The sequence below is a fragment of the Bradyrhizobium sp. 195 genome, from assembly GCF_023101665.1.
Taxonomy (GTDB): domain Bacteria; phylum Pseudomonadota; class Alphaproteobacteria; order Rhizobiales; family Xanthobacteraceae; genus Bradyrhizobium.
The window spans coordinates 727,758-753,174 of record NZ_CP082161.1 but is presented as its reverse complement, the minus strand read 5'-3'; the positions used below and the strand labels follow the sequence as shown (position 1 = coordinate 753,174).

23 protein-coding genes and 2 pseudogenes are annotated in these 25,417 nt (G+C 61.6%); 13 read left to right on the top strand and 12 right to left on the bottom strand.

What is annotated here, in order from left to right; genetic code table 11:
* Positions 1–68 precede the first annotated feature (68 nt).
* The gene (locus IVB26_RS03530) at positions 69–479 is read left to right on the top strand and encodes a nuclear transport factor 2 family protein (protein WP_247970610.1); all 411 of its coding nucleotides are present in this window, start codon (positions 69–71) and stop codon (positions 477–479) included.
* Positions 480–496: 17 nt separating this feature from the next.
* Positions 497–947 (top strand): annotated as a pseudogene (locus IVB26_RS03525) (class I SAM-dependent methyltransferase); the annotation flags it as partial.
* Between the two features lie 231 nt (positions 948–1,178).
* Here IVB26_RS03525 and IVB26_RS03520 read toward each other — a convergent pair.
* Positions 1,179–1,403, bottom strand: a complete 225-nt coding sequence (locus IVB26_RS03520) for a hypothetical protein (RefSeq protein ID WP_247565297.1) — start codon at positions 1,401–1,403, stop codon at positions 1,179–1,181.
* A 689-nt stretch (positions 1,404–2,092) separates the two neighbouring features.
* The gene (locus tag IVB26_RS43130) at positions 2,093–2,413 is read right to left on the bottom strand and encodes a holo-ACP synthase (RefSeq protein WP_458309356.1); all 321 of its coding nucleotides are present in this window, start codon (positions 2,411–2,413) and stop codon (positions 2,093–2,095) included.
* Here IVB26_RS43130 and IVB26_RS43310 point away from each other — a divergent pair.
* Together IVB26_RS43310 and IVB26_RS03505 are read left to right on the top strand one after the other, a co-directional pair.
* A pseudogene (locus IVB26_RS43310) lies at positions 2,297–3,513 on the top strand (erythromycin esterase family protein); the annotation flags it as partial. The gene IVB26_RS43130 and the pseudogene IVB26_RS43310 overlap by 117 nt on opposite strands.
* A 344-nt stretch (positions 3,514–3,857) precedes the next feature.
* Complete coding sequence (locus tag IVB26_RS03505) at positions 3,858–4,172, top strand: hypothetical protein (protein WP_247565300.1); 315 nt, start codon at positions 3,858–3,860, stop codon at positions 4,170–4,172.
* 81 nt (positions 4,173–4,253) lie between these two features.
* Here IVB26_RS03505 and IVB26_RS03500 read toward each other — a convergent pair whose 3' ends face one another.
* From IVB26_RS03500 to IVB26_RS03485, 4 genes are all read right to left on the bottom strand, one after another.
* Entirely contained in the window at positions 4,254–4,616 is a 363-nt protein-coding gene (locus IVB26_RS03500) for an SPW repeat protein (protein ID WP_247453525.1), read from the bottom strand.
* Positions 4,617–4,678: 62 nt separating this feature from the next.
* Complete coding sequence (locus tag IVB26_RS03495) at positions 4,679–5,164, bottom strand: Hsp20/alpha crystallin family protein (protein ID WP_247400952.1); 486 nt, start codon at positions 5,162–5,164, stop codon at positions 4,679–4,681.
* A gap of 91 nt (positions 5,165–5,255) precedes the next feature.
* Positions 5,256–5,708, bottom strand: coding sequence for an Hsp20 family protein (locus tag IVB26_RS03490; RefSeq protein ID WP_247453523.1), 453 nt, complete (start codon positions 5,706–5,708; stop codon positions 5,256–5,258).
* Positions 5,709–6,189: 481 nt separating this feature from the next.
* The gene (locus IVB26_RS03485; RefSeq protein WP_247565303.1) at positions 6,190–7,311 is read right to left on the bottom strand and encodes an MFS transporter; all 1,122 of its coding nucleotides are present in this window, start codon (positions 7,309–7,311) and stop codon (positions 6,190–6,192) included.
* Between the two features lie 285 nt (positions 7,312–7,596).
* On the opposite strand from IVB26_RS03485, the gene IVB26_RS03480 reads away from it, so the two are divergent.
* On the top strand, positions 7,597–7,806 hold the full coding sequence (locus IVB26_RS03480) for a hypothetical protein (protein ID WP_247400817.1): 210 nt from the start codon (positions 7,597–7,599) through the stop codon (positions 7,804–7,806).
* A 249-nt stretch (positions 7,807–8,055) separates the two neighbouring features.
* Here the strand turns inward: IVB26_RS03480 and IVB26_RS03475 are convergent, their stop codons facing one another.
* On the bottom strand, positions 8,056–8,694 hold the full coding sequence (locus IVB26_RS03475; RefSeq protein ID WP_247453519.1) for a MarC family protein: 639 nt from the start codon (positions 8,692–8,694) through the stop codon (positions 8,056–8,058).
* 295 nt (positions 8,695–8,989) lie between these two features.
* Here IVB26_RS03475 and rpoH point away from each other — a divergent pair, with 295 nt between their 5' ends.
* Complete coding sequence (gene rpoH / locus IVB26_RS03470; RefSeq protein ID WP_247970609.1) at positions 8,990–9,910, top strand: RNA polymerase sigma factor RpoH; 921 nt, start codon at positions 8,990–8,992, stop codon at positions 9,908–9,910.
* Between the two features lie 111 nt (positions 9,911–10,021).
* Here the strand turns inward: rpoH and IVB26_RS03465 are convergent, their stop codons facing one another.
* From IVB26_RS03465 to trxA, 5 genes are all read right to left on the bottom strand, one after another.
* On the bottom strand, positions 10,022–10,942 hold the full coding sequence (locus IVB26_RS03465) for a division plane positioning ATPase MipZ (RefSeq protein ID WP_247565306.1): 921 nt from the start codon (positions 10,940–10,942) through the stop codon (positions 10,022–10,024).
* A 736-nt stretch (positions 10,943–11,678) separates the two neighbouring features.
* Positions 11,679–13,376 (bottom strand): ATP-binding protein, encoded by a 1,698-nt coding sequence (locus IVB26_RS03460; protein WP_247453514.1) that lies wholly within the window; start codon positions 13,374–13,376, stop codon positions 11,679–11,681.
* Positions 13,363–14,877: an ATPase domain-containing protein gene (locus IVB26_RS03455; protein ID WP_247970608.1), complete on the bottom strand. Its 1,515-nt coding sequence runs from the start codon at positions 14,875–14,877 to the stop codon at positions 13,363–13,365. The genes IVB26_RS03460 and IVB26_RS03455 overlap by 14 nt, the downstream gene beginning before the upstream one ends.
* 304 nt (positions 14,878–15,181) lie before the next feature.
* The gene (locus tag IVB26_RS03450; protein ID WP_247565311.1) at positions 15,182–15,892 is read right to left on the bottom strand and encodes a Crp/Fnr family transcriptional regulator; all 711 of its coding nucleotides are present in this window, start codon (positions 15,890–15,892) and stop codon (positions 15,182–15,184) included.
* Between the two features lie 1,133 nt (positions 15,893–17,025).
* Positions 17,026–17,466 carry a thioredoxin gene (gene trxA, locus IVB26_RS03445; protein WP_157643146.1) on the bottom strand — a complete coding sequence of 147 codons (441 nt, stop codon included), beginning with the start codon at positions 17,464–17,466 and terminating at the stop codon, positions 17,026–17,028.
* A 187-nt stretch (positions 17,467–17,653) separates the two neighbouring features.
* Here trxA and IVB26_RS03440 point away from each other — a divergent pair, with 187 nt between their 5' ends.
* The 7 genes from IVB26_RS03440 (at position 17,654) to IVB26_RS03410 (ending at position 24,370) form a co-directional block, all read left to right on the top strand.
* Positions 17,654–18,385, top strand: a complete 732-nt coding sequence (locus IVB26_RS03440) for a peroxiredoxin (protein ID WP_247453511.1) — start codon at positions 17,654–17,656, stop codon at positions 18,383–18,385.
* A 12-nt stretch (positions 18,386–18,397) separates the two neighbouring features.
* Positions 18,398–18,688 carry a glutaredoxin family protein gene (locus IVB26_RS03435; RefSeq protein ID WP_247452540.1) on the top strand — a complete coding sequence of 97 codons (291 nt, stop codon included), beginning with the start codon at positions 18,398–18,400 and terminating at the stop codon, positions 18,686–18,688.
* Positions 18,689–18,935: 247 nt separating this feature from the next.
* Positions 18,936–20,846: a molecular chaperone DnaK gene (gene dnaK / locus IVB26_RS03430; RefSeq protein WP_247565314.1), complete on the top strand. Its 1,911-nt coding sequence runs from the start codon at positions 18,936–18,938 to the stop codon at positions 20,844–20,846.
* 59 nt (positions 20,847–20,905) lie between these two features.
* Positions 20,906–21,487 carry a nucleotide exchange factor GrpE gene (locus IVB26_RS03425; RefSeq protein ID WP_247970607.1) on the top strand — a complete coding sequence of 194 codons (582 nt, stop codon included), beginning with the start codon at positions 20,906–20,908 and terminating at the stop codon, positions 21,485–21,487.
* A gap of 12 nt (positions 21,488–21,499) precedes the next feature.
* On the top strand, positions 21,500–22,405 hold the full coding sequence (locus tag IVB26_RS03420) for a DnaJ C-terminal domain-containing protein (RefSeq protein ID WP_247453509.1): 906 nt from the start codon (positions 21,500–21,502) through the stop codon (positions 22,403–22,405).
* Between the two features lie 16 nt (positions 22,406–22,421).
* Positions 22,422–22,784 carry a chaperone modulator CbpM gene (locus IVB26_RS03415; RefSeq protein WP_247453508.1) on the top strand — a complete coding sequence of 121 codons (363 nt, stop codon included), beginning with the start codon at positions 22,422–22,424 and terminating at the stop codon, positions 22,782–22,784.
* 275 nt (positions 22,785–23,059) lie between these two features.
* Positions 23,060–24,370 carry a Do family serine endopeptidase gene (locus IVB26_RS03410; RefSeq protein ID WP_247970606.1) on the top strand — a complete coding sequence of 437 codons (1,311 nt, stop codon included), beginning with the start codon at positions 23,060–23,062 and terminating at the stop codon, positions 24,368–24,370.
* Positions 24,371–25,417: the final 1,047 nt, after the last annotated feature.

The following is a 25,417-nucleotide window of genomic DNA, read 5'->3' as shown; positions in this document are numbered from 1 at the left end:
CCGACAACAGGGGACATCAATGGTCTACAGTCTAATTGTCAAAAAAGAGATCCGCAGAAGCTTCGATCATGTCAACGAACCAGCGTTGGGATGATGCTGCAAAAGGCCTAACACCGAACGCGTATCACTGGGTTGCCGGAGATCATGCGTTGGGGGGGGAGCGACATGGAAAGCAATCGGTGAAGCAGTGGTTCGAGCGCATGGGCCGTGTTTTCCCGAAGCTGCACATAGATGTTGAGCAGGTCGAGGTGACGGGTTGGCCATGGAATACCACAGTGTTCGTCAAGTGGCGGGCCAACGCGAGGCTACTTGACGGCCAAAGCTCCTATGTGAACAGGGGCGTCCACGTCTTCAAGTTGCGATGGGGCAAGGTTTATTCGATTGAGGAATACTTCGACTCGCAGGCTGCAGAACGAAGCCTCGCTATCCAAGCTCGTGCCGGTTTGGATGAAGCGACGGCTGGACCGATCGTGAGCTAAAGCGGATCATTCGTGTGATGCCGCCATCAGCTTATCAGGTCGCCGACTGGAATGCCCAAACCGGGAGCGCTGGGTCGCCCACCAGGCCCGGCTCGATGCCGGGCTGGCGGTGTTCGGCCAGGCCGCGATCGAAGCCGCCGCGCCCGCGGCGGGCGAGCGCGTGCTGGACGTCGGCTGCGGCGCGGGCGCGTCGAGTCTGGCTCTGGCCGCCCGCGTCGGCGCGGGGGGCCAAGTGCTAGGCGTGGACGTATCCGAACCGCTGATCGGCCGAGCGCGCGCGCTTGCGCCACAGGATACGCCGGCCCTGTTCCGGGTGGCCGACGCCAGCAGCGCCGAGCTGCCCGAGGGCGCGTTCGATATCCTGTTCTCGCGCTTCGGAGTGATGTTCTTCGACGATCCGACGGCGGCGTTCGCCCATATGCGCCGCGCGCGCTCAAGCCGGGCGGGTGGGTCGCTTTCGTCTGCTGGCATGATGGTCCGCTTCCTCATCAACGAATGCCTGAACGGCGAACTCGTCGCCACCGCCAAGGCCCGCGAACCCTAGCCGTCGCAAGAGCAATACTATCCGGGTAGTCGTACTAGGACGTGACGCTTCGCCGTATGCTCGCCGGTTAGCTTGCCCTGCCCCTCACCTCGGGCGCGCGCCCGATCTTCGCTCTCGGCGATAGTCACAGCGGATCGTTTGCGGAGGTGGGGAGGTCAACCTTTCAGATCGAACTGGTTACGCAGCCTATTGGCAATGGCTTCGATCATGTCGCAACGCTCCGCGTCCTGCGGCGGCCCGTCCGTCATGATCTCGACTTTCCAGGAATCTTCGTGCGGCACGACCGAGATGGCCAGGTCCGTCGGCCAGTCGCTGACGTCTTCCATCTCCAGCTTGATGGCGGCCTCAAGTTCTTCGCGGGTTTTCGCCGGCTTCTTCAAGCTGATTCTTTCAAGGCGCCGAACGGGACCACCGCCTTTGGCTATCCGCGCGAGCGCATGTTTTTGAACAGCGGGCGTGAGCCTTTGGCTATCCGCTACAGGACGCCGTACTCAAACGGCGGACGATGGTCCGCCGAGTCAAATACGTCGCCGGTCGCCTGCCAATTGGCTGGTCATTCTCAATCCTTTTGGTGAGTAATGGCGGCGATGCTACCTCCAGTTGTGGTGAGCGCAGCGCTGTCCTGGCGCTGGCTCCTCAACAGAAAGGCATGGGAGCTACCGATCTTGCCAATCCTGGACTTCATGTCTCCATCTCGCCGGCAAGCTCCCTGCCCGGCCGAGCGGGTATCCTATCACGCGGTCGGCGACGCGTTGGGCATCCAAGACCGTCTACGCGCCGGGGCGGCCTGAGACGGCTCCAAATCGATTGACTTCGACGGCCGGGGAGGCCATTCGGGTGGTACACAGCGGTGGTCGCAAACCTTCGCCGGCCTCTTTCGGGAATGCTGATTTTACGGTCGTTTCGGGCTGTCCGGTTCTCGGTCGGGAAATCCCTCCCTCTCCGCCACAATCTTCAGTTACGGAAAAGTCCTGTTCTTGAGCCGCGGCTATTAACGGTGGAGCACGGTGGATCTCATGTAGCACGCATCGCGTTTACGAACGAGATCCCACGCGATGCGTCGCGAGCCTTATCTGTTCGGCGTTTGATGGCAGACCGGGTGTCTAGCTTCGATGACAGCGAGGGCGATGCACATGCCTTTTGCCGTCGCGAACGAGACGTGTCCGGTGATTTTCGATCCCTTTGGGGCGAGGCGTCGAGCTCGCCGCAGAGCACCGCCCGAAAGTGCAATCTTTGGCGCGCCCGATCCGTCCGTAGAAATTTCGATGTCCTGCCAGCCCACCCGCTCGATGACGCCGGTGCCGAGCGCTTTTGCGCAGGCCTCCTTGGCGGCGAATCGTCGGGCGAAGAAGCCAACGCCGCGATCACGCGCTGCCTGATTGAGAAGCACGGCTTTACGGTCGTTGCGGTGGAAGCAGATTGGCCCTGACGCCGTGGCGATCGACCGACACGTTCGCCAGCGATCGTCCCGCAGTTCGACCGGGAAGCCGTTCCAGCGCTTCCCGACCTGGATGTGGCGCAATACGGATGTCGCCGCTTTCGTCGAGTGGATACGCGAATACAACGACAGAAAGCCCGCTGGCGAGCGGGCCGCATTCTTCGGTCTCGACACCTACAACATGCGAAGTTCCATCGCGGCCGTCCTCACCTATCGGGATACATCCTGCAGCAGCAGCAATTGCGCGCGAGCGTTATGAGTGCCTGCCCCCTTGGCAGCGCAACATCGACCTACGGTCGTGCCGTCCTGACTGAAGGTTATCGAAAATGCGAAGCGGAGGTGGTCCGACAGTGCCAAGAGATCCTCGGAAAGCACCTCTACGCCGCGAACGACCCGGACAGCTTCCTGGACGCGGCGCAGAACGCGCGTCTCGTCGCATCCGCCGAACGCTACTATCGGATCATGTATTACGGAGGCGCCGAATCCTGGAATCTGCGCGATACGCACATGTTCGAGACCTTAGGGCATATCCTCGAGGCGCAAGGTCCCCAATCGAAGGCAGTGGTCTGGGCGCACAACTCTCATATCGGCGATGCCCGTTCACGGAGATGGGTGTCGTCCGGGAGGAGCTGAACCTTGGGCAGCTTTGTCGAAACAAGGTTGCCGGCGCAGCATGCTTGGTCGGATTTGGCACCCATAGGGGTACCGTGGCCGCCGCGTCGGACTGGGACGGCGAGATGGAAGTGATGCAGGTGCGGGCCTCTCGGCCGGACAGCTACGAGCGCCAGTTTCACGATTCCGGTGTCGCGCGCGGCCGCCTTGAGTTTCGTCGCGATGAGAGCCTTCGCCGTCGCTTGATCGAGCCGCGCCTCGAACGCTTTATCGGAGTTATCTACCGACCCGACACCGAACTGCAAAGCCCCTACGCGCAGGCCTCCTTGGCCCAGCAGTTTGACGCGTTCTTGTGGTTCGACGAGTCTCACGCAGTCCGGCCTCTAGGGCCCGAACATCGCCGTGCCGGCGTCCCCGACACCTATCCATTCGGCCTGTGATGCGAGCTGGCGCGATTGTAACTATCGAAGCTGCAGTCCTGCTACCAGACAATTGGCGAGTTCGCGGCGGGCGCACAGGCTCGAGATGGAAGCCACTGTTCGTGTCGTAGTATTTGTGGGAGCAAACGCACATTGCCCGAAGCGGCGGCACAACCCGACTCCCGCCCGACGACGATCCTTCTGAGACCTGCAGTCGCGGAAACGCGTTTGGATCGTTTCCGCGCGATGCGAGTTCTTGTCGACGTTGCAATCGCCGCGCGCGTTAGATGCAGTCCTGCCAGAGATCATCGATGATGGAGATCGGCTATTCTTATGCGCTTTCTTAGCGGCGCGTCTCGGCGGCGATGCTCGCGCTGATTATTCTGTTTGTCTCGCCCTGCCGCGCGGAAAGTGCTCGTGTCCGTATCAACATCGCGGGCCTGGGCACCGAGAGGTGCGATGTCATCGAGACCGGACGCGCCAGTAAGAACGAGGTGACGAAGTGGGTTGAAGGGTTCTGGAGTGGACTAAACTACGTGGCTGCGGCAAGCGGCCAGAAGCAGTCGATCGTCGACACCGACTTGATCATAACTGAACTTGAGAAGGCTTGCCGCCGCCGTCCGTCCCAGATTTTGGCGACTGCCGCCTGGAACGCATTCCTTTCGCTGAATGAAAAGTAAGGCCGCCTGGAGTTACTGAGTCAGTTGGGTGGCGGGAGGCCTGGACGTACGCCGGCCTCCCTCCGCCAGTTGGACCAGGCCTTACGCTGTGGCCTGCGTATGGCCGCCATGGGCGTACCAGATCCGAACAGCAGCGATCAGAGCCACCAGCGTGCCGGCGACAACGTGGACCGGCTTCGCGGTGGCGCTGTTCGAGAACTGCACAAACCACGGCGATAGCGTGACCCACACGCCGACGGCAAGAGCGATCCACTCCTCCCATTCGGCGAACGCGGTCAAGGCGGCAAGGGCCAGCGCGGCGATGACGAGGCCGCTTGCCCAGGCATTCCAGCTTGGCGTACGCTCATTGGAAAAGCCCAGGAGCCAAGGGGATATGAACAAGCCGACCCCGAGCAGAAGATTGAGCACGTCGGGTATCAGCTCTTTTCTCCAAGTGCTGTACATCGTTCGTCTCCTTCATGATCCAGGTGCCCGGCGGGAAGCAGAGCCTCCCGCCGGTTCAACACTCATTTGCCGTTGATTGCGATCCGTTTCACCTTCTGCTGAGCGGTGGGAGACTTCGGCAGCGTCACCGTCAGCACGCCATTCTTGAACGACGCAGCGACCTTGTCCTGGTCGATGTCGTCAACCGGGATAGCCCGCTCGAACCGTCCATAATAGCGTTCGCTGAAGCGGCGCTCCTTGTCCTCGGTCTCGCTCTTCTTTTCACCGCTGATGGTCAGCAGACCATTGCGCAGTTCGACGTTGACGTCCTTTTCTTCGAGACCGGGCAGTTCCGCGACCACTTTGACATCCTTCTCGGTCTCGTTGACTTCGACGCTCGGCCAACCGAGCCCGTTTGACTTGAACGGGGCGATATCAAACGCACGAAACGCATTATCGAACAGCCGGTTCATTTCGCTGTGCAGCGCGAAGAACGGATTGGCCTCATTGCGTTGGAAGGACATCTCCCGTGAGCCATTTCCGAATGGAATGAGATCTCGCAGTGCCATGGGATTCTCTCCTTTGTTTGCTTTTTGCTGTGCGTGCGGACGGGCGCGCGGCAACGCCGCGCACCACCCGCAGCTCTGACCGGTAGACCGGTCAGGCTACTTGCTTCTGCTCGATTTGCTGGTTGTCATTGCCGGCCACGCCGATCTCGATGTGACGCGGTTTCATTGACTCCGGCACTTCCCGGACCAGATCGATCATCAGCATACCGCTCTCGAACGTCGCATTCTTCACCTGGACGTGGTCAGCCAGGTTGAACACGCGGCGGAACGGCCGCATGGAGATGCCCTGGAACAGGAAGTTGTGATCACCTTTGTCGGCCTTGCGGCCCTCCACGGTGAGCTTGGATTGCTCCGCAGTGATCGTGATCTCATCCGGGGTGAAGCCGGCCAACGCCAGCGAGATTCGGTACTGGTCCTCGCCAGTCCGCTCGATGTCGTACAGCGGATAATTGTCCCTGTCGTTCATCGCGTCGTTGGCCAGGTCAAGCATTCGGTCGAAGCCGATGCTGGAACGCCAGAATGGGGACAGATCATAGGTCCTCATAGCCACATCCTCCTTTGAGCAACATGGATAAGAGCGCGCCGGGATCTTCCGGCGGTTTCTGCCGGACCGTAGAACGCGTCCGGCGCCACACCGGTGGCAAGCAATCATTTAGAAGCACGTTTTTCGACGTCAAGAGATCCCGCCCGCTCTTCTGCTGAATTTTCGAAGTCACGGGTGTGCTGCTCAGCACCCGGCACGCCGGCGGCGGGGTTCCTAGGAGGACCGTCTGCCGGCCGTTGCATGGGCCCGCGTCTGCGCCTCACAGAGAGGCCGTTCCGATCCGAGAGCAGAGCGGGACGAGGGCTGTCGGGCAAGCGCTCAGCCGCGCGCCATCATCTTCCGTCTGCTGGTCGGACGCGGAGGGCACCCGACGAGGAACAAGGAGACAGACGACACGCGCTGTAGTGGCAACTCCAAACTATTCGCCACGGCGGCGGTTTAGTTTTAGGTGCATTCAATGCGCGTATGTCGCCTGGTTCCTTCAGCCACAGGATCCAGACCGGGCCGTCCGTTGCGCGAATCCGTGCCACGCAAGCGGGACGGCGACTATGCAGAGAGCTGCCATCGGAATGAATGCTGCCCCGGCATACGCCTCGTAGAGAGCGCCGGAAACGAGAGTCAGCAGCGTGCTCACCAGTCCGGAGCCGAACGCGTACACCGCCTGGGCTGTCGCCGCGATGGTTATGGGCACTACGGCCCGCGTGAGGCGCATGCAAGCGAGATGAAGCAGAGCAAAAGTCAATCCGTGCAACGGCTGTATCATCGCAAGGAGCAAAACCGAGCTCGTCAGTCCCGCAACGCACCAACGCACGACGCCGGCGGCGGCCGCCAGAACAGCGGCGGCACGGGCGCCAAACCGATCAAGCATGGCCGGACCGACCAGCAAAAAGACGAAGACCTCTGCCAGGACCGCTTCGGCCCATAGGAAGCTGATTGTCGACGGGGCCAAGCCAGAATCGCTCCATCGGATGACCGCGAAGGCGTCATGCATTGCGTGACTGCCGTAGACCAAAGCTGAAGCCGCCATAACCGATCGGAACCCCGGAATCTTGAGAACTGCGGACACTTCGTCCACAGCGGAGCGGAGCCCGCCGCTCGATGAGGCTTGAGCGACCGGACGGGGAACCCATGCCGTTGCGCCGGCGGCCGCGATCAGGAGGATCGCATTCACCCAGGCGACCGGCGCGAGATCCGTGGAAGTTATGAGCTGCCCAACTGCCAACGTGCCCAGCACAAAAGCGACCGAACCCGCACCTCGTATCCAGCCGTACTCGAGGGGCCTCCCTGCCGTCTGCGGCCGCGCGGCATTGACCGACAACGCATCGGCAATCGCGGTCGTAGGAGCAAGAGCCGCCGCCTGAACCAGTGCGGCAAGGAGCAACAGCACGAATGTATCCGTCCCGAGCAAAGCAGCGGCGGCGCCTGCGGCAACGATCGCACAGCCGGCGAGCACAAGGCGCAACGATCCGATCAAGTCGGCGAAGGCTGCGACAACTGGTCCGGAGACGAGCCGCATCAGCATCGCGGCGGCGAGTAGCCCCCCGATCTGCTGGGCGCTCAGCGCCTTCGCTTCGAAGAACTTCGGCCAGAACGGTGATGCCACGCCAAATGCTGCGTATAGCGCGCCATACAACATAACATAGGCGAACGGTCCGGTTACGCGCACGAGTCCGCGCCCTCAAATCCCACAGGCCCGAATGCATAGCTGGCGCAAGTAGGGCCAGCTAGTCGCGCCCCCACTTGCCCCAGCAACTCCGCACTTTCGAACGGATCATCGCCGTCCGCAACGGCTCGATCCGGTCTTGTCGATCCTAGGCGCGAACCAGCATGTCGCAAATTGGTTATGGCGTAGCAGCGAACGCGGGCCTTCGGAAACGGAACAGGCAGCATGGCGAACAACGAGGAACAGAGCTATCTCGAGTCGCTCGTCCGCGCCGACTTCGAGCGTTGCCACCCCGACGATACGTTCGAGGATCTCAAGCGGCGGGCGGCCTTCTCGAAGGAAGACAAGGGGCTGCTGCGGGACTGGATGGCCATTGCCAAGGCTCGTGCCGCAGCGCAGCGCGCCAAGCCGTCACCGATGCACCCCGCGGCATAGAGGCAGGAGAGCCGATGGCAACTCGGCGCCACCACGCAACAGGGCGCGGGCGATTTGACGCTGATCGCCGGCAGCCTGGTCGCCTTTGGCCGTTACTCTGCTTCGCCGCGCCAGACAAGATCCAGCACCAGCAAAGCCGAACGGTGTTAGACACCTTCATCAATTCGCTCCACAGCTGATGCTGCGCTTCCAGCCAGCTCTCTCTTGAGGCGCTGCACGTCGCCCGCGGGGCGGTCATGCCGTCGTAGGCTATGGGCTTGCCAATCCCGGCAGCTCACTTCGAATGCCCGTCATAATGAAATTCACGCCGATCGCGGCGACGATAAGGGCCATCACGCGGGTCATGACACTGATGCCGGTACGACCCAGCACCCGCTGGACCGCTGCGGCCATCCATAACGTCAGTCCGATCAGGAAAGTAGCCACGAGTGCGGCGGCGCCCAGGAATGCCTTGGCAAGCCACCCCGGATTGTCATTGGAAAGAGTGATCAGGATGCCCATCTCGGCCGGCCCGACCAGCAGCGGAAAGGCAAAAGGGGTAATGGCGAGCCCGTGGACGTCGACTTCGCTGCGGCTCGCCTCGTCCGAGCGCGGTATCAGTTTGCCATGTTGCGCCTGAAACATTTCAAACGCGATCACCAGCGCGAGCAGCCCGCCCGCAATGCGGAAATCGTCCAGTCCGACATTGAAGAACTTCAGGATCTCCTTGCCAAGGAGCACCGAGCCGACGAAGAAGGTACCTACCGCTGTGCACGCCAGGAGTATCACCCGGTGCGCCTTTCCGGTGCCTGCATGTCGAGTGAGCGCCAAGAAAATCGGAATGGCGCCGATAGGGTTGCTCAGTGCGTACAGGAGCATGGTAGTTCCGACAAATTGATTCCAGGCCATGGCTCGTCCCCACATTGCTCTTGCGATGACCGCTGCCGATTTCGCCTATATGGGCGCATGAGCTCGGAATGGCAGCGACAAGCTTCTCCGGCACTCAAGTCTGTCTGCCACCGCGGCGCCGGTCGGGCATCCCCAGCCGAGCGCCTCTCCAACCGATGCTCTTTCCAAGGCGCGACGGGAACAATGCGACTGGTTCGTGATTTTGTGAGCGCGACCGATGCGCTTGGGTGCCGCTCTCGGGCCCAAGGCGCACCCTCGGTGCTCCAACCCACTTTGCTCTCAGGAGGAATTGGATATGAGCTCCCTGTCACTTCCATCAACCATGCCCACCGTTTATTCTGAAGGCGGACTCTCACGGTACCTAGCGGCCATTCGCAACTTCCCGCTGCTCAATCCGACCGAAGAAGCCGTGTACGCCGAACGATGGCGCGAACACGGCGACCGCGAGGCCGCATACCGTCTGGTCACAAGTCACTTGCGGCTGGCTGCGAAGATAGCCCTTCGCTATCGCGGCTACGGTTTGCCCGTCGCCGATCTGATCTCAGAAGCGAACGTCGGGCTGATGCTGGCCGTGAAACGGTTCGAGCCCAAGAAGGGCTTCCGTCTCGCCACCTATGCTATGTGGTGGATCAAGGCAACGGTCCAAGAGTACATCCTGCGATCCTGGTCGTTGGTCAAGATCGGCACGACGGCAGCGCAAAAGAAGCTGTTCTTCAACTTGCGCAAGCTCAAGAACCGAATAGGAGCGGGCGAGGAAGGCGAGCTGTCAGCGGAGCAAGCCGCGTACATCGCCAGGCAATTAAAGGTTGAGCCCCGCGAAGTGGTCGAGATGAACGGAAGGATCCGAGGAGACGTTTCGCTCAACGTGCCCATGGCGCAGGCGGACACCTCCGAGGAGATGCAAGACCGTCTGGTCGATCCCTCGCCTGATCCTGAAACGCTGGTCTCCGACGCACAAGATCGCGAGCGGATAAGGGACGCCTTGAAGAATGCGCTCGCAGCCCTGACTTCGCGAGAGCGCAGCATCGTCGAAGCGCGATTCCTGACGGAACAACCGAAGACATTCGACGAGCTTGCTGTCACGTTTGGCGTGTCGCGCGAGCGCATTCGCCAGATTGAGGCGCGCGCGCTGCAGAAGATCAAAAGCGCAGTCGGCGCTCGCTTGGACGCAGCTCCGTTGCCTCCAACCCGCCTGCATGCCGAACTTCGGGGCTGACCAGCCAGCTCCCCGAGTCAGCTCCCAACCCTGACTTGCCCGTGCCGCCGAGGCCGTTTGGCAGGTCGGGTTCTCGGGACGACCGGCTAAACAACAGAAGTGCCCCGCGGCTCAGCGGGGCAGTTCGGCGAGCAAGTCGTCGAGCTTAAGGGGCTCGCCTCGCGCCGCGAACCACTCCCGTCGCGCAGCCGCACGGCGGCGACCGCGTCCGTCTACCGGTACCCTCAATGCATCCAGGACGCTCTGCACCTCGCGCTCAGCCACGGAATGCGCCGCATCGGCATCAATACCGGGCACATCGCCGTCCAGCCCCGAAAGGCCACGGGGAAAGAGATTCCGATAAACCGGACGCTCAGGTAGCCCAGCGCCGGTTCGAAAGCCCAGCGCCAATCCCAGTTCGTTCAAGCTTTCAGATAGCACCGATTTACTTGAGGCCGGATCAGGGGAAAACCGGTTGCGCAGCACGATCCAATCGATGAGGGTGCCGTCGACAGACCGGCGATGGCGACGCATTTCGCGCACCAATTCCCCGTAGTGGCTGACGCCAATGATGCCCAGCGTCACGGCATCGAGGCTCGCCAGCACGTCCAGATCGACAAAACTGTCGTTGAGCGGTGTCACAACTGTGTCCGCGATGGAATGCGCCAGCCGCATCAAATAGCTGTCGTGCGGTGGGGTATCGATCACGAGGAAGTCGTGGCGGCGCCCGATGGATGCGATGGCTTGCTCGAACTCTTGCAGCTCGGCGACCTCGTTTTCGTCCACCTTGAGACCGTCGGCACGCGTGACGGTGAAATGAGTCGGCCGCTCGAGCTCGATATGACATCTGCGAGCCCAGTTGCGCCGGTTCTGAATATAGCGGGTAAGGGTGCGCTGGCGGCCGTCGAGATCAATAGTCGCCAATCGCTGGCCGACCTTCAACAGGGCGACGGCGATATGCATCGCGACCGTCGTCTTTCCCGTACCTCCCTTTTCGTTTCCAACCACAATGACGTGGGGCGCGGCGTCCGCTTGTATGTCGACGTTCAGCATGATCCGGCCTCTGAAACGGACGGCGCCACAATGTGCCGACCGAGTCAGTATTTCTCTCGGGCAGTTTCTCCGTCGCGACCGTCGAGTGGCTCAATCGAGGCGGGGCATCGCGAACAACCAAGAGGAAGCTGCGTGGTTTCAAACTAGATGGCAAGTTTAGCTCGACTGAAGTTCGTGGCGAGGCGGCAGCTCGCGAGCGACCGTGCTTCAAATGGTACAGAATGCCTGCGCCTGTCCCCGCGCGTGCTCAGCTCGAGCCACTCGCGCAAGCGACGCATTTGCGAGCGGTCAAAGGAACTTTGATGAGCCGTGCCCGTTCGACTGCCAAGCGCTTGAATTTGAGGGCGAGAGATGAAAGCTGTACCGAGATTACTCGTGGTCATGGGCTTGGCCGTCACCGGATGGCTTGGCCCCGGCCTGGGCACTGCGTTTGCGCAGACAATCTATCTGGATCCGTACCCCCCGATCTTACCACCGGCGATAACCTACTTAGTACGGCGGCCGATCATGGAGCCGCCCGCAGCAATCGTCCGCGAGCGGACCGTCGTGGTGAGGCGCCCCGTCTATGTGCCCGCGCCGGTATATCGCGCGCCGCTGCCGCCCTACGGGTATCTTGCCGAGGTCGACTACGTGGCACCAGGTTGGTGATCGACGCCCAAGCCGTTCTACGGTGAAACTAGGCTCTAGCTCGCGGACTCGCGCAAGATGGCCCAACGGCTGAGTGCAGCCCTGCCGGTCAGCCGTTCATGACGGCCGCGGACGGATCGACAGCAATGGGCTTTGCGCCTGAGATCGCTTCAATTTTCGCCGCGAGATCCGCCAGGGAATAAGGCTTGCTGAGAAATGCCTCCTTGCTGATGCGCTTTCTATTCTCCTCGATCAGGTCTGGAAAGCCGCTGCAAAACAGAATGGGAAGGCGCGGCGAGCGTTGCCGTAGTTGCCGCCCTACATCCACTCCGGAAATCTTCGGCATGGCCAAATCAACCAGCGCCAGGTCAACGCTCTCTCGGCCGAGAGCTGCCAACGCGGCTTCGAGGTCATCAGTGGCAACGACCCGGTAACCTAAGGTCTCCAACATGCCACCGGTCGTTTCGCGCACGTCAGCATCATCGTCGATAACCAGAGCCGTCCCCCTCGCAGACGCCGTCGGTTCGCTGGATCCCTGGCCGGCAACGACGGCCTCAGTCGAACGAGGCAGGAAGATGCGGACCACGGTGCCTCGACCGAGCTCGGTTTCGATCTTGACCGTCCCACCGGATTGGCGGGCGAAGCCGTAGACCTGTGACAGACCGAGGCCCGTGCCTTTGCCGGGAGCCTTGGTGGTAAAGAACGGATCGAAGGCACGGGCCAGAACATCCGGCGGCATGCCCGTGCCGGTGTCCTTGACGGAGATGCACACATATTGCCCTGCTTTGAGCTCGCTCGCCAGTTGGTCGGGGACGCGGTTCAGAGCGGTAGTTTCGATGACGATGGTGCCACCCGTCGGCATGGCATCGCGTGCATTGAACGCAAGGTTGAGAAGCATGAGTTCAAGCTGGGTGGGGTCGACCAGCGCCGGCCACAAGCCATCTTCGGTGGCGACTTCAAGGCGGATGCCGGTCCCGATCGTCCGCGACAGGAGCTCGGCGACCACTCCGGCAAGCTCGTTGATGTCGATGGGCTCTGGCGCGAGGTGCTGCTTACGCGAAAATGCCATGAGCTGCTTCACCAGCTTGGCGCCGCGTTCCGCCCCGTGCATGGCGTTGCGCAGGTAACGCTGGAGGCGCTCGTCCTCGATGCGCAAGCCAAGCAGCTGCAGATTGCCCATGATGGTCGTCAACAGGTTGTTGAAGTCATGTGCGATGCCACCGGTGAGTTGTCCCACGGCCTCCATTTTGTGGGCGTGGCGAAGCGCGACTTCGGTCCGCTCGCGCTCAACCATTTCGGCCATCAACCGCCGATTTGCATTCGCCAATTCGTGGGTACGATCCTCGATGCGCCGTTCCAGCGTGTCGGTCAGATGTGTCAACTGATCCAGATAGCTTTCAGTCTGTCGCTGCTTTACCCGCGCCCGGACGGCCGCTTTGACCGCGCTCTTGAGCGAAGCCGCAGCGAGGGGCCGTTCGAGCACGGTCACGTTTCCGAGCAACTCGACGAGATCTGGCTGCGGATTGCGCGCTGCCCTCAGCGTCAGCAGGACAAAAGGAAAATCCGACCATGGCGGCTGGTTGAGGATCCACCGCGCAAGGCTGCCGCGATCCTCGTGGGTCAAGGCCTCTTCTGCAATCACGGCGGCTGCCGCCTCGCCCAGATTGCCCACCAGCTCGGTAAGGCTCCGCTGCTCACGAGCAAAAGTGCCGTCAGCCTGCAGCATCGAACAGATTACTGCCGCATCCCTGCCGACCGGCGCCAGTACAAGCGCAGGCCCATTTTGAACATGCTCACGTCGCGCCATTCGGGCTTTTTCCAAGCAGAATCTTGTGTTGGCCTGTATAGGTCGGCGATCCGGATAGAACCCCTTGAAATTCCGACAGTGGAGGACCGACCGTGATTCCGCGATCATCGAGCCGGTATTCCCTGATCTCGTCCTCATGGCGGCCAGTCCGCTTCTTCAGGACCGAAATGGCCCTTCTGATCTTTCCCGCGGCCTCAAAGAAGCGAAGCAGAAGCATGGTATCGCTCAGATAGGTCAGATCGACGCTGGACTGCATGGGGCCGATGAGACCATGTTGCGCGAGCGTGAGAATCGTCACGACCCCCCGGTGGTTCAGATAGGTCAGCGTCTCATGCATGAGCAAAAGCATGAACTGCTCGGCCGGCATCGCGTTCTGGTAGCCGCTGAGACTATCCAGGACCACGATGCGGACGCCTTCGACCTCCACCAGGCGGCGCACCATTCCGGTCAACTCACCCGGAGACAGTTCAGCCGGATCCACCTGCTCCAGAATCAATTGGCCGCCCTCAATTGGTCCGGCGAGATTCCAGCCCATTCCTGCCGCGCGCTTGTTCAAGATGCTTTTGGTCTCGTCGAACGTAACGAAGAGTGCGCGCTCGCCTCGCCGAAGCGCGGCCATCACGAATTGCATGGCGATCGACGATTTGCCGGATCCGGAAGGCCCCATCAGAAGGGTGCTGGTGCCCCGGTCCAGCCCGCCTCCCAACAGTTGATCCAGTTCGGCAATCCCTGAGAGAATCGGCTCCGCAACCTGCTGACCGTCCGCGTATTCGGCTGCGACCAGTCTCGGGAACAAGGCAATGCCGCCCTTCCGGATCAGGAAGTCATGATAGCCCCCGCGAAAACTTCGGCCGCGCATCTTGAACACGCGCATCCTGCGCCTCTCAGCGCCGTACTGAAGGGCGTAGTGCTCGAGGCGAATGACGCCATGCACCAGGCTGTGCAAATTTTGATCGTCGCCCTCCTCGGTCAGGTCGTCCAGAAATAACGTGGTGCAGCCCTGCTGAGCAAAGAAGTGCTTCAACCCGATCACCTGCCGACGATAACGCAGCGGGTTTTGCGCCAGCAGGCGGATTTCCGACAGGCTGTCGAAGACCACGCGAGACGGCGTAACGCGCTTCACCTCGTCGAAGGTCATCTTCGTCGTCTCACCGAGCTCGAGGTCGGAGGCGTAGACCACGGTCTGCCGCTGCTGAGGATCCAGACTGAGTTCGGCCGGAACCAGTTCAAAGATGTCGATTCCGCCAAGATCCCAGCCATGCGTCTCGGCGACCTGCTCCAGTTCTTCCTTGCTTTCAGACAGCGTGATGTACAGACACCGTTCGCCCGCCGCGACACCCCGCATCAGGAATTGCAGGGCGAGCGTGGTCTTTCCGGTGCCGGGTTGCCCCTCAACCAGATGTACCCTGTTGGAGGCATAACCGCCGTCCAGAATGCCGTCGAAGCCATCAATACCGGTCGAGACTTTCGCGGTAGCTTTGCTGCGGTCCGATCCCTTCATGATCCTCTCGTCGAGCGGGCGCGCCGTCGCGCGCGGAGTAACTCCTTCGCTCGACCAGCAAGGTGACAAAATTCGGTTGGCTTCCCAAGGTGTGTCGCCAAGGCCCAACAAGGCACCGAGGTCCTGCAAATCCTTCGGACTGCACTACTTTGCAACGAAACCATGGGGATTTGTCAAGAACCTATCCGAAGGAAGCGAGGACGAGCTCGCGCGCAGTGAACTGTTGGCGAAGTCCGATTGCGGCCAGCAGTTTCGGGGCGATGGTTTCCATCACGTGCTAACACTTGTGACGCGCAGAGTAGCTTCATGTGTCCCTCTGGCCCTTGTGCAAGTAGCGGTCGTTGAAGCCGCCCATTTTCGCCACTTTGGCTGCATCGGTAAGGCTGACCATCTTCCTGCGCACATCCAGTACGCCATCACCCCGGAGTTCTCGGATGACCCGATTGACGTGAACGGGCGTGAGCCCAAGTGCGTCAGCCAAATCGACCTGGGTGATCGGAAGTGCAAATTGCTGTCCGGCGACCAGCCCGACCGCGGCGAACCGCTCCCGCAGTTCGGCCATGAGGTGGGCCAATCGCGCAGGTGCGGATCTGGCCGCGAGATTCACGATCCACTCTCGAAAAACCGCGGCGTCGACCAGAGTGTCGCGCCAGAGCGCCTGGGCCACTGACCATCGCGCCTTGGCAACCTCCAGCAGGGCGTGATGGCTGACGAAGCCAAGCTTTGCCGTCGACATTGCTGTCAAGTCGTGATCCATCGTTTCGAGGAAGAGGCTTTGCAGGTCCGGCATGTCCCCCGGGATGTGGAATGACACGATCTGTCGCTTGCCCGTTTCAGCTATTTTCGACCGACATGCCAATCCATCTAGCAAGAAGCAGCAGTATTGCGGATGATCGCCCTCTCTCACAATGAGAGACCCGGCCTCGATCTGTCTGACCTGAACCGAAAGCCTCCTAAGCGCGGAGACGTCATCCTCCCTCAATCTTGTATTGACCCGCAACTTGCGGATCATCATTTCGGCGTCTTGGGGGCCGGCCGGGCGCTGGGGCACTGCAGTGATCCGATCGTCAATGGCTATCCAAGCCGAAGCAACCGGGAGCACTTTCACACGTTCCTATGCTCCGGCCGACGCGGGAAGAACGCCTCCGGAGTGGATGCGGATCTCGATCGGGGCTTGAGACGCCGACGCTGGTTCCTCAATGTTCGTCAGGGACCGAGTGTGGCCATCCTGCCAGCATTCCGGCGGGCCCAGAAAAGTTAACGGGGGCGCGAGGGCGTGTTGCTTTGCACCTCGCGACGCCAATCCGCTGTAGAGCCAAGAAGCGCTTGGCAGCTGCCCTGCGCACTCAACTGGCAAGCCCAATGTCAGCACACTGCGCAAGCCGAAGCCATTTCTCGGAAAGGAGAAGCCATCTCTGCTTTTCGATCGAGCTAATAGCCTTCAGGGCATGCTCGCGGCATTCTTCGGCTTGCTTGCGAAATATAGCTGCGTCCGTCATCAGCAGACCGCCTCACGTTTGGTTCATTTTGGCAGCCACTCAAGCGGCCTCCAGCGGAGGCTTGCCGCGCAGGGGGCAAGCCAGTGAGCACCGCCGGTTCTGAAGACCGCGCAGACCAACGTGCCCAACGCGGGGAGCGCCGTCCTTAACAATTGTTGATGTAATCGAAATTATCAGAGCTCGTGGCCCCGCGGACGACGAGTCGGTCGGAGTCCAAGCGGCCTGAGCCTTAGCGATTCACCACCAGTGCCGGTGCCAACCCTGGTGCCCAGCAGCGCCGGGCGAAGTAAACAGACGGCGGCGGCGGATAGAAGGCGTACGCGCCATAGAAGTTGGGCGCCACCTGCAGCGGCCCCAAGGATTGCAGATCCAGCGCACCCCTTCCACTCCGGCGCCGGATTTTGCGAGCTGCTGCGCATGGGGCAGACCGTTGGGCATGGCGAAGGCCACCGGGGTGAACCCTACGCTTCCCACCAAAGCTACAAGGCGTAGACAAGCGGTCCGGAACTTCATTGGAGTCCCTCCCTCGAATCGTCTGCGCGACGAACGCGAAAGCTCTGCGGAGACTTCAGAATGGCCTTCAGTTTTCATCTGCCTGGTCGCCGCCCCAAACACGGCCAACTAAACCTCGCGACCGGGGAAACTGGTCTCATCCAGCCAATCGTTCGACCCAGCCTTTCAGCAGGTTCGCCTCGGCCACTCCGGCATGGCGGGCAGCCACTTCGCCGCGGTTCAGCGCGAAGAGGGCCGGAATGCCTTGGACACCATAGTCGCGCGCCGCCTGCGGATTGTCGTCTACGTTTATTTTGACGAACCGAGCTCGGGGCTCGAGGCTCCGGGCAGCCTGCGCGAAGATAGGTGCCATGGCTTGGCACGGACCACACCACGGTGCCCAGAAGTCGACGATCACGGGCACATCGGAATTGGCAATGTGCTTTCGCAAGCGCGCGGCATCGAGCTCGACCGGGGCGCCCTCGAAAAGCGGCGCATGGCAGCGGCCACACCTGGCTTTCTCTGCCGGCCGGCTTGTCGGTACGGCGTTGATGCTGTCGCACTTTGGGCAAACGACACGACGTTTTTCCACGGTCATCTCCATCTATCCTGTGTTGCGGGCTGTTGCTTGGGATCTGGTTATGAAGAGCAGCCGTTGCCAGCCTGGACAGGGTGGCGCGATTCACTCGCGCTCCTATATTAATCGCAAGCGGCGGCGCGTCCGCGCTCGCCCGCCTCCTGAACAGACTGAACAGAAAGGAAAGATCTTACGACGGAGCACAGCCATGGATACGCATGCAGGTCCACTGGACGTTCGTTCCAGCCGCTTAGAACAACTGGAGGGGGACTTCGCCGCCCTCGCACCCCAACTTGCGCAGGGGCCCGAGAAGCAGGCTATCTCGACGCTGCACGGAATGGTGCAGGAGTTGTGGCGCGCAGTGGGGGCTTCCGGTCCCGCGCAGGCCAGACCAGGCCCCAACATCGAGGACATCGTTGAATTGCATCAGCACGCCCCGGCTATGGAAGGTGATGCCGTCAGCACGCCCCTCGAGATTGGCCAGGTGGCGCCCGAATTCGCCCTCCCCGACGCAAACGGTCGTACGGTGCGCCTGTCCGATTTCCGTGGCCGGCCGGTTGTCTTGGCGTTTTATCCGCTCGACTGGAGCCCGGGCTGCAGTCGACAGCTCGATCTGTACCAGCAAGAGATCGAGGAGTTTCAGCGCAGGGGTGTCGAACTCGTCGGCATCTCCGTCGACAGTCTCTACAGCCACGGCGCCTGGGCGGCCGTTCGGGGACTGAAGTTCCCCCTGCTTGCCGACTTCAACCCCAAGGGCGAAGTCGCCAAGCGATACAATGTCTGGCGAGACAAAGACGGATTCTCCGAGCGGGCGCTGTACGTCATCGATGACACGGGCGTCATCCGCTATGTCCATGTCTCGCCCAAGCTCCAGCACGTGCCCGACATCTACGAGCTGCTGGAGGTCCTGAACGGGCTGAACACCCGCAAAGCTGCTTAAGGAGGCTAAGTCATGTACACGACGACTTCTTCACGATCCGGATATCGGCCCAACATCGGCGAAATCGTCATCTATGGAAGCCGCTGGTGCGGCATCACCATGATGGTGCGCAGGCATCTCGACAGGGCTGGCGTACCTTACCGTTTCGTGGACTGGGATAGCTATCCGCAGGTCCGCGACCAGCTCGAATGGCTGGCCGGCGGCCGCATCGGCAGCCCGACGATCACGGTCGGCGGCCAGGTGCTCGTTCAGCCCTCCTTGCGCGAACTCGACTGGGCGCTGACCCGCGCCGGATATCGCTGAGCAGCGACAGGGCGATGCGTCGGCGCCGGGCCCCTGCCTTGGCGCAGCGGGGCTCGGCGTGGCGCCCGCTCAGAAAGCCGCATGCAATTAATTATTGATCCAGTTAAACGCGACAGGAGACGTGCGCCGCGGGACCGATCGAACCCGAGGAACATCCGGGTACAGCCCTCGTTATGAGGCAAAATTCGCCGCTAGACAGAGGAGCGACGCGGCTAGGGGTTGAAGACGCAAATCAGGGATATCTACCATGCCAAAGGCAATCGGCATTGATCTTGGTACAACGAATTCCTGTGTAGCCGTGATGGAGGGAAGCAGCGCTAAGGTGATCGAGAACGCCGAGGGCGCGCGCACCACCCCGTCGATGGTTGCGATCACCGACACGGACGAAGTACTCGTCGGGCAGCCGGCGAAACGCCAAAGCATCACCAATCCCGAAAACACGATCTTCGCGATCAAGCGCCTGATCGGCCGGCGCTACGACGATTCCTTCACCCAGAAGGACAAGGACATGGTCCCGTACCGGATCATAGCCGGACCGAACGGTGACGCGTGGGTGGATGTCAGAGGGAAAAAGTACAGTCCCAGCCAGATCAGCGCGTTCGTCTTGACGAAGATGAAGGAAACCGCGGAGGCCCACCTGGGAGAGAAGGTCGAGCAGGCGGTCATAACGGTGCCGGCCTACTTCAACGACGCCCAGCGCCAGGCCACGAAGGACGCAGGCCGCATCGCCGGCTTGGAGGTCATGCGCATCATCAATGAGCCCACTGCGGCGGCACTCGCTTACGGACTGGAGAAGAAGGCCACCGGCAAGATCGCGGTGTACGATCTGGGCGGCGGCACGTTTGACATTTCGATCCTCGAGGTGGGCGACGGCGTCTTCGAGGTCAAGGCGACGAACGGCGACACCTTCCTAGGGGGCGAAGACTTCGACAAGCGCATTATCGACTATCTGGCGGATGAATTCAGGAGAGAAAGCGGGATCGAGCTGCGGAACGACCGCCTGGCGCTACAGCGTCTCAAGGACGCTGCGGAGAAGGCCAAGATCGAGCTGTCCAGCAGCACACAGACCGACGTCAATCTGCCGTTCATCACCGCGGATCAGCACGGACCCAAGCACCTCAACATCCGGTTGACCCGAGCCAAACTGGAAGCGATCGTCGACGACCTCATCCAGAAAACCATCCCACCATGCCAGGCTGCCCTGAAGGACGCCGGTCTGGAGCCTGGTCAGATCGATGAAGTCGTACTGGTCGGCGGCCAGACCCGCATGCCCAAGGTGCAGGAGACCGTCCAGGCCTTGTTCGGGCGCGAGCCCCATAAGGGCGTCAACCCCGATGAGGTCGTGGCCATCGGGGCCGCCATTCAAGCCGGCGTGCTGCAGGGCGACGTGAAGGACGTGCTCCTGCTCGACGTCACTCCCCTGTCCTTGGGAATCGAGACGCTCGGCGGCGTGATGACCAAGCTGATCGACCGTAACACCACCATTCCCGCGAAACGCAGCCAGGTGTTCTCGACTGCAGAGGATAATCAGAGTGCCGTCACTGTGCGTGTGTTCCAGGGCGAACGCGAGCTGGCCGCCGACAACAAGCTGCTCGGCCAATTTGACCTGGTGGGAATTCCACCCGCTCCCCGTGGCATGCCGCAGATCGAGGTCACTTTCGATATCGATGCCAACGGCATCGTGCATGTTTCCGCGAAGGACAAAGCGAGCGGCAAGGAGCAGTCCATCCGCATCCAGGCGTCCGGCGGACTGAGTGAAGCGGACATTCAGCGGATGGTTCGCGAGGCCGAAGCGAACGCCGAGCAGGATCGCCGGCGGAAAGAGCTGGTGGAGACGCGCAACCAGGCCGATGCCGCAGTCTACCGGATCGAGAAGACCATGCAGGAGTTGGGCGAGCGCATACCAGCCGCCCTGAAGGCTGAAGTCGGGCAGCTCATCACCCGGGTCAAGGACGCCTTGCAGGGCGACGATATCGGCCGGGTTCGGGAAGCTGTCGCCCAGCTGGAGAAAGCTGCGCAGCGTCTTGCGGAAATCCAGCAGCACGGTAGCGGAGCAGCCAGCTCGCAATCCTCCGGAACATCCGGCGATCGGGGAGACGCCGACGTGATTGATGCCGAATTCGAGGAGCTGGATGACAAAGATCGCAAGACGGGATGAGGCACTGCGGCTCTCAAAGCTCCTCTAGCCGCTTAACAGATCCGCGATAGGAGGTCCGGATGCAGGGGAACGTCACGGGCGAGCAGGCGCCGCCTGTCTATGAAGCCAAAGAGCGCGATTCTCTTCAGGCGGAAAATGCCGCCCTGCGTGATCGGCTGCTGCGCGCGCTGGCGGATGCCGAGAACACTCGCCACCGCGGCGAGCGCATGGCGAAGGATGCCCGCCAGTACGCCATCGCCGACTTCGCTCGCGAGCTCCTGACGGTGCTCGATAATCTGCATCGTGCCATTGCTGCCGCCGAGCAGCGACGCGCCGATATGACCGATGACTCTTCCCTGCTCGAAGGAATTAAAGCCACCGAGAGGATTCTGACCTCAACGCTTGAGCGGTTTGCTGTCCGCCGGGTCGAGGCGCTCGGAGCAAAGTTCGATCGTGCCCTGCACGAAGCCGTAATGCAGGTGGAGGATGATGAACACAATCCGGGCACCGTCATGCAAGTTCTCGAGGATGGCTATGTCATCCACGAGCGGCTGCTGCGTCCGGCCCGGGTCACCGTTGCGAGGCGACGGCAGGAACGAGCCTCGCATTCCGAAGCTGTCAAACCTCGAGACCACGACGGATTCCACCATTTCGAGACGTGAGAGGAGAAGGCGTTGGCCACCGACCCCTACGAAACACTGGGCCTGAAGAAGGACGCCTCGCAGGAGGAGGTCCAAAAGGCCTATCGCCGGCTGGCCAAAAAGCTGCACCCCGACCTTAATCCAAGCAACAAGCGGGCAGAGGAACAATTCAAGGAGGTTTCGGCCGCCTACGACCTGCTCAGCGATCCCGACAAGCGAGCGCGTTTCGACCGAGGAGAAATCGATGCCTCGGGAGCCGAGCGACCGCGGTACCGTTCCTATCGGGACTTTGCCGAAGGTGCAGGAGCCTCGGCCTATAGCAGCGACGCCGGCTTTTCCGATCTTGACGACGAAGGGGATTTGTTTGGCGAACTGTTCCGCCGGCGCGGACGATCCGGAGCCGCCGGCGCGACTTTCCGGATGAGAGGAGAGGACGTCTACTATCGCATGGAAGTCGACTTCCTTGATGCGGTGAACGGCGCAAAGCGTCAGATCACGCTCCCGGATGGCTCTGCCCTCGAAGTCACCATTCCGCCCGGGAGTCGCGACGGTCAAATACTGAGGCTTCGCGACAAGGGACGCCCGGGTCACGGTGGCGGACCCGCCGGGGATGCCCTGATAGAATTAGAGGTGCACGGACACCCGCTGTTCACGCGCAACGGCGACGACATCCATGTCGAATTGGCGATCCCGCTTAAAACAGCGGTGCTCGGCGGCAAGATCGAGGTGCCGACTCCGACAGGAATGGTCACGATGACGGTGCCGAAATGGTCCAACACCGGAACGGTCCTGCGACTCAAGCAAAAAGGCGTTCGGCGCTCCAACGGCACGCGAGGAGATCAATACGTCACGTTGAAGATCATGTTGCCCGAAAAGCGCGACCTGGAACTTGAAAGGCTGATATCGAGCTGGACCGCGGGGGCAAGTCATGCAGCGTGAACCGATGAGGCCTGGCATGGAGATCAATGAATTTCTCGTTCACGCGCGACTCGACCGCGAGCACCTCCACAGCTGGGTCGAGGCGGGCTGGCTTGCCCCCAGCAGCCAAGGTGAGGAATGGCTGTTTGCCGAGATCGACGTCGCCCGTGCCCAGCTGATCCGAGATCTGAAGAGCGACATGGGCGTCAACGACGAAGGCATTGCGATTATCCTGGACCTATTGGATCAGCTGTATGGCCTGCGCGGAACGTTGCGCGACATCGCGTCGGCCATTGCCGCACAGGATGAGCCGGTACGTCGACGTGTCCTGGCGCAAATCCGGGGTGCGCCGCTCAAGGCGTGGTCCCGGGAAAGCATGGACAGGGAACGCCTCGTTTAGCCGAATTCCCGGGCGGCCTATGCGGCGATAGGCCCGTGCCGTCCGGTCGCAACCGCAACCCGGGCCAGCTCGCCCGCACCTTATCGCCGAGCCTCTAAGAGGCCTTGCGACTGCGGATGTACGGCGTCGCGATAGAGCCTTTTCTGCCGGAACGCCGGCTCACATAGCAACCCTGCACTCGAAGCGACGTTACTGCCCGCAAACCGCCCGACCCCTGAGGCGCCCGGCGCAATCGGAAAGGCGGGCTCGTTTGCCTCGACGGAAAGGACTGTCCTATGGCCGGCAATCTTAAAGCGCGACTGTTCTGCACCTTGTTCGCGAGTACTCTTGGTGTCGCAATCTGCTCGACGACGCTGCCGGCTCACGCACAGCAGGCGCCAGTTCCGACCGACTTCACCGCCGTCGTGAAACAGAAAGCCCCCGCGGTGGTCGCGATTCTCACGAAACAGATGATCGAAGACGAAGCGCGCCAGGTTCCGGACGATCTGCCCCTTGGCGAGCTATTTCGGCGGCGGTTTGGCGAACCTCGCGCACGCGAGCGGACGGCGCTAGGTTCGGGTTTCATCGTCAGCCCCGAGGGGCACATCGTCACGAACAATCACGTCGTGGATAACGCCAGCGAGATCCACGTCCGCTTCGCGGACAAAACCGACGTGGCGGCGAAGCTGGTCGGTCGTGATCCATCGACGGATATCGCGGTGCTCAAGATCGAGCCGCGGCCCAACATGGCTGTAGCGGCGTGGGGTGATTCCGACAAGATGGAGCCGGGGGCGTGGACGATCGCGATCGGCAGCCCCTTCGGACTCGGTGGCACGGTGACCGTCGGGGTCCTCTCGGCGCGGGCACGCGACATTCAAGCTGGGCCCTACGATGATTTCCTGCAGACGGACGCGTCAATCAATCAGGGCAATTCCGGAGGTCCGCTGTTCAACGCGGCAGGCGAGGTCATCGGTGTCAATACGGCGATCCTTTCGCCGCTTGGAGTTAACGTGGGCATCGGATTTGCTGTGCCGTCGCGGACGGCGCAGACCGTCGCGGACCAGATCATCCGCACGGGAAAAGTCGAACGCGGCTACCTCGGCGTCCGACTGCAGGAAGTGACGACCGGAATCGCACAGGCGTTAGGCCGTTCCGATACGAAGGGCGCCCTCGTTGCATCCGTTGAGCCGGGTAGTCCCGCGGAGAAGGCCGGGATCAAAATCAGGGACGTCGTCACCCGCGCTGATGGTCAAACCATCGCCGGACCGCGCGACCTGTCGCGCGCCGTCGCGCGGACCAAACCGGGATCGCCGTTGAATCTAACGGTGGTCCGAAACGGCAACACGGAGGAACTCACGGTCGCGCTCGGCCGGCCTCAAGAGGACCGGCGGAGCGGAATGAGCGATTTGCAGGACTCGGGTAGGACGAGCAAACGACTTGGATTGAGTCTCGTGCCGATCCCGGAGGCGGCGCGGAAGCAGCTGGGCACGGACACGGCGGGTTTGATGGTCGGCGATGTGGAGCCCGGTAGTCCGGCTTTGTTGCCAATGCCTCGGCAGGATTGGCGCGATCACCAGGCAAGAAGCTTGGATCCACGTTGCTTTTAGGAGGATGTGGTTATGAAAACTACGTGTCATCTCGCAAAGGGCGCTTCGTTAGAGCGCATTATGGGCCGCACTCTGCGGCGCTCAGCCCGGCGCATCGCTGCGCAATCCAGGATTCGCAGCGTCGGGCCAATTTCCGCGATGGCTGAATCTGGCGCGCGAGCGTGGCGCCCCTTGGTTTCAGCTTTACTAGCGCTGGCACTGCTGCTGAGCGCAACAGAATTGGCCGGCGCACAACAAAAGCCTTTGAAGCGGCCTGACGGTGCGAACGCAGTCGTTCAGACCTCGTCGCCCGAACGAACGATGCGTGGCCGGACTACCAGAACGAAGCGTAACATCAGTATGGACACGTTCCGGGCGGAGGAAATTGTTCCCGATATCTGTAGGGGCTGCTCCTCGTGAAAATGGGCGATCACGATTAAATTGGGCGACGTGCGTGCGGCGCGATATCCATCGGCCGCGCGCACCCTCGACCAAGCGCCGGCCGCAACTAAAGCAGCCTTACAAGGACGGCAGACGCATCGTCCGGCTGCCGAGTTGTCATCGAACTTGATCTGGCGCGCTTGGGCGCACGCGGCCGGCCCAGACATCTCTCAAGCGACCGCCTTCAAACAGCCTTTCCAGCCCTTGCGAAATCCTGGGCTTCAATCCCATTTTCTTGCTGCAAGCAGCTACCCAGCGCTACCAATCGGAGCAAGCGAGAGCTACCATGACCAATTGGCAAGACGACCTGGTCGATACAGCGCTTCTGGAGTCCTTCCCAGCCAGCGACCCGCCGAGTTTCGTCGCCCGCGGGGTGGCCATTGGCGCGCCTCAACGAGGCGATGCCGCCCCGGATGGAATGCTCGGAGCCAAGCGTCGAGGCATCCCAATGCCGGACAGAACGAAATCAGCGCCCCATACCGACGTCTCAAAGCGGCGCTGGCCAGCTACCAGGCGCATCGGGTCGAAGGCGTTTGGCGGAACGAATGCAGCGCTTTGACCTTCGCAGATCTGCACGTACCGAGCTTGTCAGGACGGCTCAAAGCACTTGTGCATACAGGGAGGATG